The organism is Vibrio sp. D401a (assembly GCF_030248515.1).
GTDB classification, from domain to species: domain Bacteria; phylum Pseudomonadota; class Gammaproteobacteria; order Enterobacterales; family Vibrionaceae; genus Vibrio; species Vibrio rotiferianus.
Genome location: NZ_JAHGAI010000047.1, coordinates 79,880 through 98,160, shown reverse-complemented (window position 1 = coordinate 98,160; position 18,281 = coordinate 79,880). Strand labels below are relative to the sequence as shown.

At 43.8% G+C, this 18,281-nt stretch carries 16 protein-coding genes and 1 tRNA gene; 5 read left to right on the top strand and 12 right to left on the bottom strand.

The genetic code is table 11. The features are described from left to right. Window positions 1-287: 287 nt before the first annotated feature. From KIV41_RS20750 to KIV41_RS20705, 10 genes are all read right to left on the bottom strand, one after another. Window positions 288-1,541 carry an HD-GYP domain-containing protein gene (locus KIV41_RS20750; RefSeq protein WP_010450368.1) on the bottom strand — a complete coding sequence of 418 codons (1,254 nt, stop codon included), beginning with the start codon at window positions 1,539-1,541 and terminating at the stop codon, window positions 288-290. A 107-nt stretch (window positions 1,542-1,648) separates the two neighbouring features. Beyond that, the gene (locus tag KIV41_RS20745) at window positions 1,649-2,647 is read right to left on the bottom strand and encodes a LacI family DNA-binding transcriptional regulator (RefSeq protein WP_285337597.1); all 999 of its coding nucleotides are present in this window, start codon (window positions 2,645-2,647) and stop codon (window positions 1,649-1,651) included. A gap of 103 nt (window positions 2,648-2,750) precedes the next feature. After that, window positions 2,751-3,506, bottom strand: a complete 756-nt coding sequence (chbG, locus tag KIV41_RS20740; protein ID WP_282067322.1) for a chitin disaccharide deacetylase — start codon at window positions 3,504-3,506, stop codon at window positions 2,751-2,753. Between the two features lie 17 nt (window positions 3,507-3,523). Beyond that, entirely contained in the window at window positions 3,524-4,846 is a 1,323-nt protein-coding gene (locus KIV41_RS20735) for a 6-phospho-beta-glucosidase (protein ID WP_285337596.1), read from the bottom strand. 10 nt (window positions 4,847-4,856) lie between these two features. Next, window positions 4,857-5,168 (bottom strand): PTS lactose/cellobiose transporter subunit IIA, encoded by a 312-nt coding sequence (locus KIV41_RS20730; protein WP_005432874.1) that lies wholly within the window; start codon window positions 5,166-5,168, stop codon window positions 4,857-4,859. A gap of 47 nt (window positions 5,169-5,215) precedes the next feature. Beyond that, window positions 5,216-6,550 carry a PTS sugar transporter subunit IIC gene (locus tag KIV41_RS20725; RefSeq protein WP_010450374.1) on the bottom strand — a complete coding sequence of 445 codons (1,335 nt, stop codon included), beginning with the start codon at window positions 6,548-6,550 and terminating at the stop codon, window positions 5,216-5,218. An 88-nt stretch (window positions 6,551-6,638) separates the two neighbouring features. Then, entirely contained in the window at window positions 6,639-6,944 is a 306-nt protein-coding gene (locus KIV41_RS20720) for a PTS sugar transporter subunit IIB (protein ID WP_005448803.1), read from the bottom strand. A 403-nt stretch (window positions 6,945-7,347) separates the two neighbouring features. Beyond that, window positions 7,348-8,142, bottom strand: coding sequence for a hypothetical protein (locus tag KIV41_RS20715; protein WP_045391633.1), 795 nt, complete (start codon window positions 8,140-8,142; stop codon window positions 7,348-7,350). Window positions 8,143-8,527: 385 nt separating this feature from the next. Beyond that, a tRNA-Leu gene (locus tag KIV41_RS20710) sits at window positions 8,528-8,612 on the bottom strand. Window positions 8,613-8,769: 157 nt separating this feature from the next. Then, window positions 8,770-9,435: an SDR family NAD(P)-dependent oxidoreductase gene (locus KIV41_RS20705; RefSeq protein ID WP_252041191.1), complete on the bottom strand. Its 666-nt coding sequence runs from the start codon at window positions 9,433-9,435 to the stop codon at window positions 8,770-8,772. Window positions 9,436-9,671: 236 nt separating this feature from the next. Between KIV41_RS20705 and KIV41_RS20700 the strand changes: the two genes are divergently transcribed. Next, window positions 9,672-10,151 carry an RDD family protein gene (locus tag KIV41_RS20700; RefSeq protein ID WP_010450380.1) on the top strand — a complete coding sequence of 160 codons (480 nt, stop codon included), beginning with the start codon at window positions 9,672-9,674 and terminating at the stop codon, window positions 10,149-10,151. A 72-nt stretch (window positions 10,152-10,223) separates the two neighbouring features. Here the strand turns inward: KIV41_RS20700 and lptG are convergent, their stop codons facing one another. Further along, window positions 10,224-11,294, bottom strand: a complete 1,071-nt coding sequence (gene lptG / locus KIV41_RS20695) for an LPS export ABC transporter permease LptG (RefSeq protein WP_010450382.1) — start codon at window positions 11,292-11,294, stop codon at window positions 10,224-10,226. A gap of 3 nt (window positions 11,295-11,297) precedes the next feature. Beyond that, window positions 11,298-12,398 (bottom strand): LPS export ABC transporter permease LptF, encoded by a 1,101-nt coding sequence (gene lptF / locus KIV41_RS20690; RefSeq protein WP_252041193.1) that lies wholly within the window; start codon window positions 12,396-12,398, stop codon window positions 11,298-11,300. Between the two features lie 200 nt (window positions 12,399-12,598). Between lptF and pepA the strand changes: the two genes are divergently transcribed. The 4 genes from pepA (at window position 12,599) to KIV41_RS20670 (ending at window position 18,250) form a co-directional block, all read left to right on the top strand. After that, window positions 12,599-14,107 (top strand): leucyl aminopeptidase, encoded by a 1,509-nt coding sequence (gene pepA, locus KIV41_RS20685; protein WP_010450385.1) that lies wholly within the window; start codon window positions 12,599-12,601, stop codon window positions 14,105-14,107. A gap of 115 nt (window positions 14,108-14,222) precedes the next feature. Then, the gene (locus KIV41_RS20680; protein WP_010450386.1) at window positions 14,223-14,672 is read left to right on the top strand and encodes a DNA polymerase III subunit chi; all 450 of its coding nucleotides are present in this window, start codon (window positions 14,223-14,225) and stop codon (window positions 14,670-14,672) included. A gap of 94 nt (window positions 14,673-14,766) precedes the next feature. Then, window positions 14,767-17,625 carry a valine--tRNA ligase gene (locus tag KIV41_RS20675; protein ID WP_010450388.1) on the top strand — a complete coding sequence of 953 codons (2,859 nt, stop codon included), beginning with the start codon at window positions 14,767-14,769 and terminating at the stop codon, window positions 17,623-17,625. 226 nt (window positions 17,626-17,851) lie between these two features. Continuing rightward, a complete protein-coding gene (locus KIV41_RS20670; protein ID WP_038884572.1) occupies window positions 17,852-18,250 on the top strand; it encodes a DUF2061 domain-containing protein in 399 nt (132 codons plus the stop codon). Window positions 18,251-18,281: the final 31 nt, after the last annotated feature.

Here is an 18,281-nt window from a genome sequence, read left to right as displayed (position 1 = left end):
TTCTCTCAAAGCGGAGGTGAATTCTAAAGAGATAATTGAGAGTGTCAAACACTTTTTCAATTTATTTTCTCAGAAGCTATTTACCTCTTCGACCCTGCTGAAGCCTTATCGCTTCTGCCGTGTCGATGGATGCGCATTATAGAGAAGCGGACATTTTTGGCAATAGCAAAAGCGCATTTTTTTCTAAAAAACATGCCAACTGGATGCTTTTCACCCAGAACCCACATTACCCCAAGGAACGACTCATCTTTTGTACATCTTATCCACAATTTTCTGTGGATAATTGGTTAATCATCACTATCGAAGAAATATGAAATACGAGATCTTGGGTTAAGGTACTCTTTGATTTTATCAGGTAACTTCGATGGATGAATTGCATTAACAATTTTTAAGTCTTTAGCCGCCAAGTCAATTATGGGTGCTTGCGTTCTTGGCACTTCGGGATCATAAATGAGGACATTTGGGCAAAGTAAGTTCGAACTATTAACCGAGATAACTAACCCGACCATGTTGTTAGATAGCTGCACAACTGTTCCTGGAGGGAAAACACCCATGAACTTGATTAAGATATTCAAGTTATCGTTATCATAAAGGTGCTTGCAATTCTTATATAGATGAGAGAGTGCGGTGTAAGGAATCTTTTGCTCTGACGCAATCGGGTTATGACACAAATTGTCAAACGCATTTGCGACAGATACTACTTGGGTATAAGGATCTATTTCGCTCCCCTTTAGCCCTTCAGGGTAACCTGAACCATCTGCTACCTCATGGTGCTGCGCGATTACACGCTTTGCGCTTTCTGGGAATGCTGCAATGTTCTTAGCTAAGTCAACTCCATATTTAGTATGCAGCTTTAAATAGTTACACTCTGGTTCTGTCAACGGTGTTTGTTTTCTCAAAATAGCAGTGGGGATTTTGATTTTCCCCATGTCATGAAACAGTGCAGCAAAAGATAACTCCTTCAGCTGTTGAGCATTAAAACCTTTTGCTTTACCGATCATCATTGAGATAACTGCTACGTTAAGAGAATGAAAGTAAATATCCTCAAACTCATTTTTGCCATTCATAAGATGCAAAGTTACGTTATCGTCGCACATCAGTTTCTCGACGATATCATCCACCAACAACACAGCTTCATCGACAGCGTCTATTGGTCGGTTACGTATTTTCGTCATCACTGATCGCATTCTTGCCAGCGAGCGCTCAAACTCTTTTTCACATTGGATAACTCTACGACGGTAAGCACTCAGCTTTTCAATTCGCTTTTGCTTTTCTTGCCATAGCTTTTTTGTTTCCTCATCAATAGAGCTCTCATTGACCACTTCTTGTTTTATTTCACTGTTTACAGGAAGAGGCTCTGCATCACTTTGTGAGAGATTGAGATATACAAACTTTACGCCCAAATGACGAATCATTTCGACTTGTTCTTGGTCTTTGATCTTAAAGCTATTAAGAAGAAATGGATGCTCATTCCACTTTAAAGGAAGGCGAATATGAAGCCCAGGTTGAATACGATCCACTGTAATTTTGATACTAGCCACTTTTAAAACAACGAATTAACCTAACTAGGATTTTTAATAGTAGTGGATTTTGTAAATTAAATCATCCATAGCTGCCACTGATTGGAGCGCTTTGTGTAAGAAAATATCTATAAGAATGCTCTATCTGCTTGTCTTAATTTAAGTTCACCGGAAAAGTGGCAGCAACGCGTTTTCGCTTGTTGGGTGATTTGAGTCATAAGAGCCTGCACTGCCGAGCGGGCCATTTCACTGATAGGAAAGTGAACTGCTGATACTGGTGGATACAAACCTGCACAAAGATCTACGCTATCAAAACTAACCAATGAAATTTGATCTGGTACTTTTATCCCTTCTTTATTTAAGTATTGCATTGCGCCAAAGGTCATTTCCTCACTGCAAGAAAACACTGCGGTAATATCAGGATGACGATGGATAAGTTGTTCCATTGCATCAAAGCCACTTTGACGGCCATAATTACCCTCGACCCACCAGCTGTCATCCACGCTTATACCCGCCGTTTTCATTGCGTTTATGTAACCTAATCTACGCAATAGACTATTGTGACGACTTGAAGGACCAGATATGCAACCAATCTTCTTGTGCCCTTGCTTTATCAGATGCTCAGTCGCTACTTGACTTGCATTCAAATGATCGAACGTAACACACCTATCTTCCAAACCATCAACTTGACGATCTAAAAGCACAAAGGGGGTCGGTAATTTAGCCAGTTCACGTAAGTCATCATCAGAAAGATAACGGCTATGGAGAACATACCCATCGCAGCGAAGGTCACTAAATCGTTGAATAGCCTCTCGCTCACCTTCGGCTGAATGATGTCCTTGCGCTGTAATGAGGAACTTCTTGTGAGTGTCCAGTTCAGTCTGAACTTGTTCCATCATCTCACCAAAGAATCCCCCGGTGTAGTAGGTCACAAGAAGACCGACCATATTGCTAGAAGAGGTGGCAAGTGAGCGAGCGATTGCACTAGGACGATAGTTTAGCTCCGCCATAGCAGCTTCAACTTTCTTCCTTGTTTCCTCACGAAACTTCCCCTCCCCATTAATAATGCGAGAAACGGTTGAACGGTTTACTCCTGCTAGTTCGGCGACGTCTTTAATCCTTGCCATAATGCTTATATATCCCAACAGCTTGTTTTAATAATGGTGACAATACGAAAAGTGGCTGCCAGCAAATCGTAAGGTGCTTAGGGGGCGATGCTGACAGCCTTAATCATACACTGGCGACTTTGCTTGGAGAAATAAGAGCCGAGTAATCCGTGACAGTCATACCATGCTTCGTGAGCTCTTGTTGAAGAATCGAAGACGTCAGCACTTGAAGTTCCAACTCACGCTGCAAGGCGTAACTGCTTTTCAGCAGAAGAGGCTGATCAGCTTCAGCTGGATGGCACATAACTTCAACCACATCATATTGGGCTTTCAAACTCAACAAATGCTTCATGATGCCTTCTAAACTAACCCCTTGATCATAGAATTCATCAGTAAAGTAATAATTCACTCTATTTTCTATGTAGCACAAACCGCTACCACGCAAAGGGACTTTGTATTTCTGAGCAACCTTTCGAATCACCGGAAGCAGTTGTGGGTGCGTATGCGCATGATGATGGCTATCTAAATGACTCAGAGACAATCCCAATTTTAGAAATGCCTCGACTTGAGCGATTGCCTCTTGGTAGACCACCTCTTCTTCGAAGTCCTGTTTCTTCCACAATTCATCATAACTAACAAATCGCGCCTGGCCATTGGTCAGGTTTGGATTCCCTGTTAACGGAGAGCCTGTGGTAAAACGAAGGTGCACGCCAATCTTTAAGTTCGGATTTTGCTTTGCCAATTCCACAGCATGTTCTTCAGCATCCATTCCCACCATCATAGTGGTTGAACGAACCACACCTTGTTGATGGGCTTTGACAATGCCTTTATTCACACCGGGTGTTAAACCAAAATCATCGGCATTAAAAATTACTTTCATTGGCGTGTCTCCTCGCTCTACAACGTTGTTAATTTGAATTGAGGCAGATAAGGAGCATTCACTGCTAAGATCTCATCCAATATGGATTTGGCTCGACCAATATCTGGAACAAGTGGGTTATTGGTTAACGCCATTAATGCTTTGTCGTAGCTTCCTTCAACTGCAGCTTCGATAGCGAGTTGCTCATAAGCTTTAACTTGATGAAGTAGGCCTTTGACATTGCTTGATAGCTCACCAACCGCAAGCGGCTTCGCTCCCCAACTGCCGATCACAGCACTACACTCAATCACAGCGTCATCTGGTAAGCCATTGATAGCCCCATTGTTTAACACGTTCACTACGTGAATGCTGTTACGGTTGTTATAAATTGAATCGACGAGATTTAATGACGCATCTGAATAATAGGCACCGCCTCGCTCTTCCAACTCTTTTGGTTTGTGGTCTAGGTTCGGGTCTTGATACAGCTTAAATAACGCACTCTCCGTCTCCATTACTTGCTCTGCTCGCGTGCCTTGCTCCCCCGCACTCTGCTTTTCTTCTGCTAGCATCGCATCGGTTTGATAGAAATAGCGATGATAAGGACAAGGAATGGCTCCAAGCGCTTTAAGAAATGCCGGATCCCACGGTTCTTCCCAGATATTCTTCATACTGAAGTTTGCGCCATCCCCAACTTTTTCCAGAACTATTTGAGTAATATCTTCGCCTTTAAGCCACGCCTTCAATACCCAAACAAGATGGTTCAAACCTGCAAACTCAAGTTGAAGCTCTTTCGGCTCGCAATCCATCATTTCAGCAATCATCATTTCCATAGACACCGGAACGTTACACAATCCAATGCTCTTTACGTTGGTGTATTTACTGACAGCTTCTGATACCAAACCCGCAGGGTTAGTAAAGTTGAGCATCCACGCATTAGGCGCTAGCTCTTCAATATCTTTACAAATATCAAGAATAACCGGAATGGTACGCAGCGCTTTGGCAAAACCACCAGGCCCTGTTGTTTCTTGGCCTATAACGTCATATTTAATCGGAATGCGCTCATCATTCGCTCGCGCAGCCAAGCCACCAACGCGGAACTGAGTCATAACAAAATCAGCGTCTTTAATCGCACCTCGGCGATCAAAGCTCGCTTTGATTTCAATATCCGCCCCTGCCTTGTCGACCATTCGTTGTGCTAAGCCTTTAATGATCTCCAATTTCTCTGCGCCAGACTCAATATCCACAAAGTGCATTTGCTTTACAGGCAAGAACTCCAAGCGTTTTATTACGCCCTCAACAAGCTCTGGAGTATAACTACTACCACCACCAATAATGGCGAGTTTAATTGCATTTCTTGGCATAGCCACGTCCTTATTTTTCTGCTAACTGCTTATTCAACGCGACAATTTCCACTGCCATTTCTTGCGCTAAGATGGTCGTCATCAAATGATCTTGAGCGTGTACCATCACCAAGGTCATTGGCACTTTACCTTCACCCTGATCTTCTTCAATTAGTTGGGTTTGAATCAGGTGGGCTTTGTTGATGCACTCTCTTGCTTGAGAAAGCTTTTCCTCTGCGGCTGAAAAATCCTTCTCTCTCGATAAACGCAATGCCTCATAGCTCAAACTTCTGGCTTCACCTGCATTACAGATAATTTCCATTACGACTAATTCTTGTTCCATCTTTTCTCTCCAGAAACATGGGCTGCCATGTGACAGCCCAATTACTATTAAGCAGTCACGCCTTCGCCAGATGGCTGTTCAGCATCCTTACTTTCTTTGCTCGTAGGTAACTCTTGTTCCATCACCTGCTTCTCAAACATTTTGAAGAACGGCAGATAAATAAAGAGGTCAAGAATCAGTAGGCCAATCACCAACAGCACTGGTGAGAACGTCCAACCACTGCCCCATGAAGCACCAATCAGTGCAGGCGTTGTCCAAGGTGTAGTCGCAACCCCCATGCCCACAAAGCCAAGCTGTACTGCAAAGTAAGCAATAGTTGCGTTAACGATTGGCGCAAATACAAAGGGAATAAACAGGATTGGGTTCATTACTACTGGGCTACCAAAAATCACAGGTTCATTGATTTGGAAGAAACCCGGCACAGCACTCATTCGGCCGATACTCTTAAGGTGCGCGGAACGGCTAAATGACATCAGCATCACTAGCGCAAGTGTTGCGCCCGAACCACCAATAAAGATATAGAAATCCCAGAATGGTTGGGTGAATACGTTTGGAATTGGCTGACCCGCAACAAACGCATCGATGTTAGCGCTGATGTTGGTAAGGAAGATTGGCGATAGAAGACCAACTACAATCGCCGCACCGTGAATACCAGCAAACCAAAGTAGCTGACACACCAGCAATGCACCAATGATTGCAGGTAAGGTATTCGATGCACTGATCAGTGGTTTGAACATCGCCATAACCGCATCAGGGATCAGCATGTCATATTGAGTTTGAACAAAAATACTTAGCGGATACAAGGTTAGGAATATAGCGAGTACTGGCAAAAGGACCTCGAAAGAACGAGCGATTGCAGGTGGTACTTGCTCTGGCATGCGGATCGTAATGTTGTGCTTTTTCATAAAGCGGTAAAGCTCAACCGCAAAGAAAGCACACATTACCGCGGTAAAGATTCCGGTACCGCCCATGTGCTTCATCGCTAGTGCTCCATCTTTAGCTGGAGCAGCAACCAAAAGGAAGCTCATCAGTGATAATACCGCGCTGGTGATCCCATCCATTTTGTACGCTTTTGCCAAGCTATAGGCGACCCCAAGCGAGACAAATATAGTCATGATCCCCATCGACATATTAAAGGGCATCATAATGGTGTCGAAATGTGTGGTGGCGAAGTCTAACCAAACTCGCCCGAGTGTAAATGTGGTGTCTTCAGCAAATGGTGGGAAAGCAAAAATTAAGATAAAACTACCAACAATAATAAACGGCATTGCCACAATAAATCCGTCTCTCATTGCTCTAACATGGGGTTGATTTCCCACTTTTGCCGCAATAGGGGCTATATGCTTTTCGACTATTCCTATAATCGCATCATAAAGCTTCATAGAGTCTATCCTTATTTTTAGACAAAAGAATCCCGCACCAAATATTTATATTTAGTGAATATTCTTCTTTCTATTTAAAGTTATTGAATTAGTTAATCAGTTCTAATGCTTGTTGTAATACTTCTTCGCCTTTCATCATTCCATAAGCTTGTGGAGAAATAGCATCAATATTTTTACCGTGCTCTTGTGCGGTTTTACGCAATTCTTCTAGTTGGAATCGCACCTGAGGACCAAGCAAACACACATCGTACTCTTTGATCGCTTCATCAAATGCGTTTACCGATAACGCATCAATCTTGCACTCAAGCCCTTGCTTTTCAGCAGCTTGCTCCATTTTCTTCACAAGCATACTGGTCGACATCCCTGCGCTGCAGCATAAAAGAATTTTTTTCATGGCCTTACTCCCGTTGTGTAAATTTCAACCTACAAAAACTGTAGCAAAAATAACCAACACAAAAAAGCGCAACCGGTTGCGCTGAGTATGAACAAGATCCCATTTTCAATATGAAAAGTGTGTCATTTCGTTATTTAACGAAATTCAACCTCATCTTTATCGAGTAAGAAAAACTGAGCTCAATAAGAATTTTGGTGAAGATTATCTATTAAAAATAAATTTATATCGGAGTATAAAAAGGAATTAATCATCATTAGATTTTTATTTAAACTGCCAATAAACTTTAAGCTAAAGAATGATTTAGTTATGTGAAAAAAAGCCAAAGATGACAGAATTAACTCTATGACCTTTGGCTCTACATTACTGACTATGATAGTCCTAGCAGATTTTACTATGGGTAAATTTAGTTCGCTTTCTGTAATTCATTAAAAGGCGTACCAGCAGAGTTGCTGTATAGCGTTGCTAGAATGTCCATTGCCGTTTCACTCCAAAGCCCAAAGTAACCATCAAGGTGGGAGAACATCCCCATTGCGTGCGCCATCTCATGCTTGGCCATTTGGTAATCCCAGCTGCACTGCCCATTTCCCATATTCACCCACAATAAAGAACTAGCACTATAAGTATGTGTTGCAGGATTAACCACCAAACTCAAATTACCGGTATATGGCCCTATCGATGCATTCCCACACATTTCCTGCGGATCGTTCGCCCACTCAGTACTATAGTATGCGGTTCCTTGGGAAAAAACTAAGCCCCCAATAATCCCATGAGCGTTTTTAAAGCTTGCTTCGCTATACGTATAATTCCCGCGGTTCTCAGTGGGAAAAGAGAGATCTCTGTAGCCACTGAGATCATCTGTCAGAAGGTGAAAATCAGTAAAAATATTCCCCAAGCGGCTTTCGATTTGGTTTACGGCTTCAACGACGGCAGTTGGTGGCTGTGTTCCTTCTAAAGAAACATAGTAAAGCGGTATCTGGTTAGTCGTATCAAACCTCACCGTTCCATTCTGAACCAATTTTTGGCCATCTAGATAATCACTGTATAAACTAGGGAAACCTTGCACAAAGTTTGTTTCCTTAACAAGGCTAGTAAACTCATCCCCACCAACAGTCGTTGGTGCTGATCCACCATCTCCTCCTCCACAACCAGCCAATACAACAACGCCAGACGCAAACACTGCTAAATACTTACCATTCATAAAACAACCACATTTATTAGTTAACTATACTTTTTATTTGTTTTTTAATGATAATTGTATGATTTATAAAGTAATATGATTCGAATCAACAAATACCAGTACTAACACAAAAGTCACCTTTGCAATATGGTTCTGATGGACGAACAATTAGGGGACATTCAACCGGACAAGGCGCCTGCTGTCACCGCGAAGGCAACGCTATCTTTTCTTCCACCATTTTCAAACGCCTAAAACGACGAAAGGCCGCTACAAGAGCGACCTTTCTACGTATGATATCAGCGGGTGACTTGACTGGGCAGGCACTCCTGACGTCACACTGGGTTTGAATTCACAAACTCCAGATACAACAAAGCCCCGACTTTCGTCGAGGCTCTGTCTTGGAATATGGTACCGGTGGGCGGACTTGAACCGCCACGCCCGAAGGCAACGGATTTTGAATCCGTCGTGTATACCAATTTCACCACACCGGCATCTCTGGGCTATCGCCCTTTGATGGTTGGCATTATACGGAAGCTTTTGACCTACGCAAGCAGAAAAACCTTTAATAACTATCGTTTGCTGATAATTTCGCCACAAAGTGTGACAAAGAAGATCTTAGCTTAGCTACCCCTACAAACTGCTCAGCCCTTATAAGCGGTTAACGGTAATATCCGAAACGTAACCATTGCCAACGCTAGAGAGTGCATCATGAATCATCTTCGCAGCATCACCTGCACTCATAAAACCGCTAGTATCTAGTGATTTACCGCTCGTCTCCCAAAACTCCGTTGCCATACCGCCAGGATACACAGCGATAATCTTCATCGGTTTGCCTTTTAGCTCCATACGAACGGACTCAATCAAACCTTTTACTGCCCACTTCACTGCGCAATAAGTCGATTCTTGTGCCTTTGGTAACTGTGCAGCTGTAGACATCACCATCACGACGCTGATTGGTTGATCTTGATAGCGCTTTACTAACTCTCTCAGGACATGAATCGCCGAAGTGAGATTATTTTCAATTAGCTTTTTAATCTCTTGCGGGTCTTGCTCTGCTAACAAACCAAAATAACCACTTCCAGCACAATGAATCAGAGTCGAGGGCGTTTGAGGCAACTCATCAAACAAACGCTCAACTTGATATGCGTCGATAAGATCGCAGCTTCTCGTCTGAGCTTTGTTTGAGAGATGTTGAGCCAGCGTATCTAACTTCTTTTCACTACGCCCTATTAGCAGGGTTTCTTTACCTTGAGCATCATACAATTTGGCCAGTTGAGCTCCTAAGCCACTGCTTGCGCCAGTAATTACGATCATCTTGTACCTCTAACTATGTCATTCGTAATCTTCTTTACTAAGCAAGGTAACGCATGTTTGACGGTTTCACAGTTTGCATGATACGAACTTTGAACTGGATTACTTTGTGAGTCACGATAAAGCCACTTTGAACACGTGATTTGTTTACAATTAGAGACTCTGTGCGTTAGCTCTCTTTTCACCGGCGGACGGAATCTATATTCTGACGCACGATTTTAAAGGTAAGTAATGGAATTATGACTACTTCTACAACTCTTCCACCAGCGGGTTTTTTCCGTCGACTCGCAGCGTTGTTTTACGACACACTGATTATCCTTGCGATTGAGATGATGGCGGCAGGTGTAGTAATGGCGATTGTCTTTGCGCTGAACGCGGCAGGATTGCTGAGCTATGGAGAATATGTGGATGCAGCAGATATGCTAGGAAAGCATCCGGTATTAAGCCCATTGTTCACGCTGTATCTTGCTGTGGTATGGATCTACTTTTTTGTGTTCTTCTGGACTCGTGCGGGGCAAACCTTAGGTATGCGAGCTTGGAAGATACAAGTACGTAATAGCAAAGATGGTGCACCAATTACAGTGACACAGGCTCTTATTCGTATAGCGACATCTGGTTTTGGTCTGGCTAACCTAACGGTGCCAATTGACCCTCAAAAACGTGGTTTCCACGATATTTGGGCAAAAACTGAAGTCGTGGTCTTGCCTAAAGCAAAATAGTTTAGTGGCAAAAGTAGAATAAAAAAGGAAGGCACGGTGCCTTCCTTTTTCATATTTATCGCTTTTGAAAACCTACAGTTTTCTTCTTAGCAAAGATACTGCAATGGCTAGGAACACCAAGCTTGGCGCTAGTGCGCCGAATACAGGCGGTATGCCATATACCAAGGTAAGTGGTCCAAAGAACTCACTGGATATATAGAAAGTAAAACCCGCTACCACGCCTGAGAGTACCCTTGCGCCCATGGTAACACTACGTAACGGCCCAAAGACAAACGACAACGCCATCAGCATCATAACTGCAATAGACAGCGGCTGAGATAGCTTGCGCCAAAATGCCAGTTCATAACGTGAAGCATCTTGTTCCGAGGCTTTCAAGTAGGTCACATAGTCATACAAGCCACTTAAAGAGAGCTCTTCTGGCTTCACCGTTACGACTGCCAGTTTGTCTGGCGCCAATGAGGTATGCCACTCCATCTGTTCCACTTGACGCTTAGAAATGACATTTTCATTCTGCATATCAGTAACTTGAACATTGTGCATTAGCCAATTATTGTTATTTTGATAATCAACTTCTTCAGAAAAGATCACTTTTTCAAGATTCTTATCGTCATCAAAACGCCACATATTCAAGCCGTACAGCTTTTCATCTTCGACTTTACCGATAAAGATGAAGTCATTCGCATCTTTTGCCCATACGCCGGCTCGTACAGAGACAATACTCCCTCCAGACAGCGCAAATGAGCGTAAGTCTCGTGCCATTTTCTGAGCTTCAGGGGCTCCCCACTGACCGAGCGTCATCACGATAAGCATCAATGGCACCGCAGTTTTAAGCACCGATAGACCGATATCCAACTTAGAGAAACCCGATGCTTGCATAACAACCAGTTCAGAACTTGATGCCAGCATACCTAAACCAATCAATGCCCCCAATAAAGCTGCCATAGGGAAAAACATTTCAATGTCTCTAGGCACACTTAGTAGGACAAAATACAATGCATGAAGTAAGTCATAAGCACCCTTTCCTACTTTTCGCAATTGTTCTACGTATTTGATTATCCCTGAGAGGCCAACGAAGGTCGCTAAAACCAAGGCTGTTGTAGAAATAATTGTTCTACCTATGTAAAGGTCTAGAATTTTAAACACAGCTTACACGAGCCTCTTCTTGCGGAATTTATCTTTAACTTTTCTGACAGACACACTGTCCATCATGTTTGCCATAACAGCGACTATAAGTAGCATTATATTAATGGGCCACATACCAACATATGTAGGTAAAGAGCCATCCTCAATTGCCGACTTTGTTGCACTCATAGCTAAGAAGTAAGCTAGGTAAATCAATATAGCTGGACCCATTTTGGCAAATCGCCCCTGACGTGGGTTCACCGCAGACAAGGGAATGACTAACATGGTCAAAAGTGGAATACATACAAATAGCGAAATACGCCATTGCAATTCGGCTTGGGCATGGCGACTAGGATGACCAATCAAATCTACTGTAGCAAAGGCCTCCCAATCTCGACCTTTGTGTTTTACTTCCCTCTGACCGATTAGGCCTTCGTACTCATCAAACTTTGTTACCATATACTCAACACGAGTTGGCACGCCTTCATAACGCGTCCCATCTTGCATGGTAATAACCTGACGGCCATCTGATAGCTCTTTCACAACCCCTGAGGTCGAAAAAATCACGCTTGGTAAGATCGAGTCTCTTGGACGCATTTGAGCCACGAACACATGCTTAAGCTCGTTGTCTCTTATATCATCAATAAAAACAACTGAAGACCCATCAGGCGTACCTTGGAATTGTCCTTTCTTGAGCAAATCAACGCTATTTTCAGAAGCAACTTGTTCTAGGAGAGACTCTACTTTGTCTTGAGACCAAGGGGACAACCACAACGAGTTAAAAGCAGCAACGCTTGACGTAATGACAGCTAAAGACAAGGCGGCCTGGATCAAAAATTTATTCCCAATCCCCGTCGCATTCATTACCACAATTTCACTCTCTGCGTATAAGCGGCCAAAAGTGATCAATATGCCGATATACAAACTCAAAGGCAGCATTAATAACCCCATCGCTGGCATGTTTAAGCCAACAATAGAAAAAATTAATCCTGCTGGGATGTCTCCGTCTGAAGCATCGGCAAGAACACTGATAAACTTCTGGCTCACAAACACCAAAAAAAGTACGAAAAAGATCGCAAATTGACTCTTGAGTGTTTCGCGGATCAAATATCTAACAATAATCACGCTCAAATTACCTATACAAAACTTGTTTTTTTGGTCGAATCACTATAGTTTCCCGTTGAACCATTTATTTTTTTAAAAATTATAAACTAGATGTTAGCGCTTAAATCAGCTCTATTGGTAAGACCTGAGCTTAAATTCAACAAGTAAGCGATCATTATCTAACATTTAGAGCAATTTGTCTTCAGGATGTAGGAGTACGCATGGAGTTCAGTGTTAAAAGTGGCAGTCCAGAGAAACAACGTAGCGCATGTATCGTTGTTGGTGTGTTTGAACCACGTCGCCTTTCTCCAGTAGCCGAGCAACTTGATAAAATCAGTGACGGTTACATCAGTTCACTACTTCGCCGTGGTGATCTAGAGGGTAAACCTGGTCAGATGCTGCTACTGCATCAAGTACCAGGTGTTTTGTCAGAGCGCGTTCTACTCGTAGGTTGTGGTAAAGAACGTGAGCTAGGCGAGCGCCAGTACAAGGAAATCATTCAAAAGACGATCAGCACACTTAACGAAACAGGTTCTATGGAAGCAGTATGTTTCCTAACTGAACTGCACGTTAAAGGTCGCGATACGTACTGGAAAGTACGTCAAGCTGTTGAAGCGACTAAAGATGGTCTTTACACATTTAACCAGTTCAAGAGCGTTAAGCCGGAAACCCGTCGTCCACTACGTAAGTTAGTGTTCAACGTACCGACACGTCGTGAACTGAACCTAGGTGAGAAAGCAATCACTCACGGTCTAGCCATTTCTTCTGGTGTAAAAGCATCAAAAGATCTTGGCAACATGCCACCAAACGTTGCAAACCCAGCTTACCTTGCATCTCAAGCTCGTCGCCTTGCTGACGACTACGAAACAGTAACCACCAAGATCATTGGTGAACAAGAGATGGAAAAACTGGGCATGACATCTTACCTAGCAGTAGGTCGTGGTTCGAAAAACGAATCAATGATGTCTATCATCGAATACAAAGGTAACCCAGAGTCAGAAGCAAAACCTATCGTACTAGTTGGTAAAGGTCTGACGTTCGATTCAGGCGGTATCTCTCTCAAACCTGGTGAAGGTATGGATGAGATGAAGTACGACATGTGTGGTGCGGCATCTGTATTCGGTACAATGAAAGCGCTAGCGAAGCTAAACCTACCAATCAACGTTATTGGTGTCCTAGCAGGCTGTGAAAACATGCCTGGCAGCAACGCTTACCGTCCTGGTGATATCCTAACAACCATGTCTGGTCAAACTGTAGAAGTTCTGAACACGGATGCGGAAGGTCGTCTTGTTCTTTGTGACGCACTGACTTACGTAGAGCGTTTCGAACCAGACTGCGTAGTAGACGTTGCAACGCTAACTGGTGCTTGTGTTATCGCACTAGGCCACCATATCAGCGGCGTAATCTCTAACCATAACCCACTTTCTCATGAGCTAGTAAACGCTTCTGAGCAAGCGAGTGACCGTGCTTGGCGTCTACCAATGGCAGACGAATACCACGAGCAGTTAAAGAGCCCATTTGCTGACATGGCAAATATCGGTGGTCGTCCTGCTGGCACTATCACTGCGGGTTGCTTCCTGTCTAAGTTTGCTAAGAAGTACAACTGGGCACACGTCGATATCGCAGGTACTGCGTGGAAATCAGGCGCAGCGAAAGGCTCAACGGGCCGTCCTGTCTCAATGCTTGTCCAATTCCTTTTGAACCGCAGCGGCCAAGAGACAGAAGAGTAATTTCTGAACAAAATCTAAAAGGGCCGCAAGGCCCTTTTTTATTACCTCGATTTTCTTAATTGAAAATGGGACTTATGATGGTCTTAGGATGAGACCAACGGCAAGCGAGAGAATGATGCAAACTGCAACTTTCTACATCATTAAAGAAGATAGCCCGCAAGCAACCGTGGCTGGCTTTGAAGAATACATCGTGTTTTTGGCTCAGCACTTTGCTCGCCAAGGCGCAAAAGTGTACTTGAATTGCGAAGATAAACCGCACGCTGAACAACTCGCCGAAACCTTTTGGCAAATTGATGCAGATAAGTTCATGGCACATAATCTCGTAGGCGAAGGACCGAAATACGCCACCAATATTGAGATCGGCCATAACGGCGTAAAGCCGAATTGGAATCGTCAGTTAGTAATTAATTTGGCGGAAAATGAGACAACCTTTGCGAACAAGTTTGCTCAAGTGGTAGACTTCGTGCCTTGCGAAGAAAAAGCTAAACAGCTCGCAAGAGAAAGGTATAAAATTTACCGTCAGGCAGGTTATCAACTGCAAACGATCGAAATTCAATATCCTTAACGGTCAATCCTTATAGTTAAGCTCTCCACTCAGAGAGTTCACTTATAAAGATTGACTTAGATTCAACCATCAACGTATCCATTAAAAGAGCGCTATGGAAAAGACATACAACCCAACTTCAATCGAACAAGCTCTGTATCAGACTTGGGAAGAAAAAGGCTACTTCAAGCCACACGGTGACACTACTAAAGAAGCTTACAGCATCATGATCCCGCCACCGAACGTCACTGGTAGCCTACATATGGGCCACGCGTTCCAAGACACGATCATGGATACTCTTATCCGTTGTGAGCGCATGAAGGGCAAGAACACTCTTTGGCAAGTAGGTACTGACCACGCAGGTATCGCAACTCAGATGGTTGTTGAGCGTAAGATCGCTGCAGAAGAAGGCAAAACAAAACACGATTACGGTCGTGAAGCTTTCATCGACAAAATCTGGGAATGGAAAGGCGAATCCGGCGGTACTATCACTAAGCAGCTTCGTCGTCTTGGCGCATCTGTAGACTGGGATCGTGAGCGCTTTACGATGGACGATGGTCTATCTAACGCGGTTCAAGAAGTGTTCGTACGTCTATACGAAGACGACCTAATCTACCGCGGTAAGCGTCTAGTTAACTGGGATCCAAAGCTACACACAGCGATTTCAGATCTAGAAGTAGAGAACAAAGACACCAAAGGCAACATGTGGCACTTCCGCTACCCACTAGCGGATGGCGTTAAAACAGCGGATGGCAAAGACTACATCGTTGTGGCAACCACTCGTCCAGAGACCATGCTAGGCGATACTGGTGTTGCGGTTAACCCAGAAGATCCACGTTACAAAGATCTTATCGGTAAAGAAATCATCCTTCCTATCGTTGATCGTCGCATCCCAATCGTGGGCGATGAGCACGCAGATATGGAAAAAGGTACTGGCTGTGTGAAAATCACACCTGCGCACGACTTCAACGACTACGAAGTTGGTAAGCGCCACCAGCTACCAATGATCAACATTCTGACTTTCGACGCGAACATCCGTGACGCTTCTGAAGTATTCAACACCAACGGCGAAGCAAGCGACGCATACAGCACTGAGCTACCAGCTAAGTACCACGGTATGGAGCGTTTTGCCGCTCGTAAAGCTATCGTTGCAGAATTCGACGAGCTAGGTCTACTTGAAGAAGTGAAAGATCACGATCTACAAGTTCCTTACGGCGACCGTGGTGGTGTGGTTATCGAACCAATGCTAACTGACCAATGGTACGTACGTACTGCACCTCTAGCGAAAACAGCGGTTGAAGCAGTAGAAAACGGCGACATCCAATTCGTTCCTAAGCAATACGAAAACATGTACTTCTCTTGGATGCGTGACGTTCAAGACTGGTGTATCTCTCGTCAGCTATGGTGGGGTCACCGCATCCCAGCTTGGTACGACAACCAAGGCAATGTTTACGTAGGTCGTGACGAAGAAGAAGTTCGTAAGAACAACAACCTAGAGTCAGTTATCGAACTTCACCAAGACGAAGACGTACTGGATACATGGTTCTCTTCTGCACTATGGACATTCGGTACTCAAGGTTGGCCAGAGCAAACTGACGATCTGAAAGTATTCCACCCTTCAGACGTACTAGTAACTGGTTTCGACATCATCTTCTTCTGGGTTGCGCGCATGATCATGATGACCATGCACTTCGTGAAAGACGAAAACGGCAAACCACAAGTACCATTTAAGACGGTTTACGTTACTGGTCTAATCCGTGACGAAAACGGCGACAAGATGTCTAAGTCGAAAGGTAACGTACTTGACCCAATCGACATGATCGATGGTATCGACCTAGAGTCTCTAGTAGAGAAGCGTTGTGGCAACATGATGCAGCCTCAGCTAGCGAAGAAAATCGAGAAGAACACTCGTAAGACGTTTGAAAATGGTATCGAAGCATACGGTACAGACGCACTACGTTTCACTCTTGCTGCAATGGCATCAACAGGTCGCGATATCAACTGGGATATGAAGCGTCTTGAGGGTTACCGTAACTTCTGTAACAAGCTATGGAACGCGAGCCGTTACGTAATGATGAACACAGAAGAGCAAGATTGTGGCTTCAACGGTGGTGAGATTGAATACTCACTAGCGGATAAATGGATCGAGTCTCAGTTTGAACTTGCAGCGAAAGCGTTCAACAACCATATCGACAACTTCCGTCTAGATATGGCGTCTAACACGCTTTACGAATTCATCTGGAACCAATTCTGTGACTGGTACCTAGAGCTAACTAAACCAGTTCTATGGAAAGGTACTGAAGCGCAACAACGTGGTACTCGCCGTACGCTAATCACGGTTCTTGAGAAGACTCTACGTCTGGCTCATCCTGTGATTCCTTACATCACTGAAACTATCTGGCAAAGCATCAAGCCACTAGTTGAAGGTGTAGAAGGTGAGACAATCATGCTTCAAGCACTGCCTCAATTCGACGAAGCAAACTTCAACCAAGAAGCGCTAGACGATATTGAATGGGTGAAAGCGTTCATTACCAGCATCCGTAACCTACGTGCTGAATACGACATCAACCCAGGTAAGCCGCTTGACGTTATGCTGAAAGCTGCAAACGCAGAAGACGCAGCTCGTCTAGAAGCAAACAAACAAGTACTGATGTCTCTAGCGAAACTAGAATCTGTACGCGTACTTGCTGCTGACGAAGAAACGCCAGCGTGTGCGACAGCATTGGTTGCTAAGTCTGAGCTGATGATCCCAATGGCGGGTCTGATCGACAAAGACGCAGAACTTGCTCGTCTAGATGGCGAAATCAAGAAAACTCACGGCGAAATCAAGCGTATCGAAGGCAAACTAGGTAACGAAGGCTTCGTAGCGAAAGCACCTGAAGCAGTTGTTGCTAAAGAGCGTGAGAAGCTTGAAGGCTACAAAGAGACACTAGCTAAGCTAGAAGAGCAGAAGACAACGATCGCTGCACTTTAATCGCTAAAGGCTAGAATAAAAGAATCAAAGGGTTGGTGTGAAAGCATCAACCCTTTTTGCATTTTATCACTCGGAAAGCTTTCAAAGATATTCACTCTTCTCCCCTAGTCTCCCTCCTATTTAATAGTTTTTACCTATCAAACTAATCTTTACTGCCCATTAGATTTAATGATAATAATTCTCAATAATAGACCTATCGAAACAACACAACGATTGAGTAATTATCATGAAAAAGACACTAACCTTTGCAGCACTCCATTTTACTATCGCGTTTAGTGTCGCTTACGTGCTTACTGGCGACATTCTAATTGGTAGTTTAATTGCCATGATTGAGCCTTCAGTGAACACCGTCGCTTTCTACTTTCATGAAAAGGCATGGGCAAAAGTCCCAGCGCTTAAAGCTCGTCAGTGGATGACCAAATTAAAAACCGCAAGCTTTGCCACTATCCACTTCAGTGTTGCTTTTACCGTGGTTTACTTGCTAACAGGTGATGCGTTTGTCGGCGGTATTATGGCGATGCTAGAGCCTAGCTTGAACACTGTGGCTTACTACTTCCACGAGAAAGTATGGATGCGTAAATCAGATAGCCAAGCGCCACAATTTTGCCTACACCAACACGCTTAAACATGGAAGCTCAATACGCCTCCTAACAAGC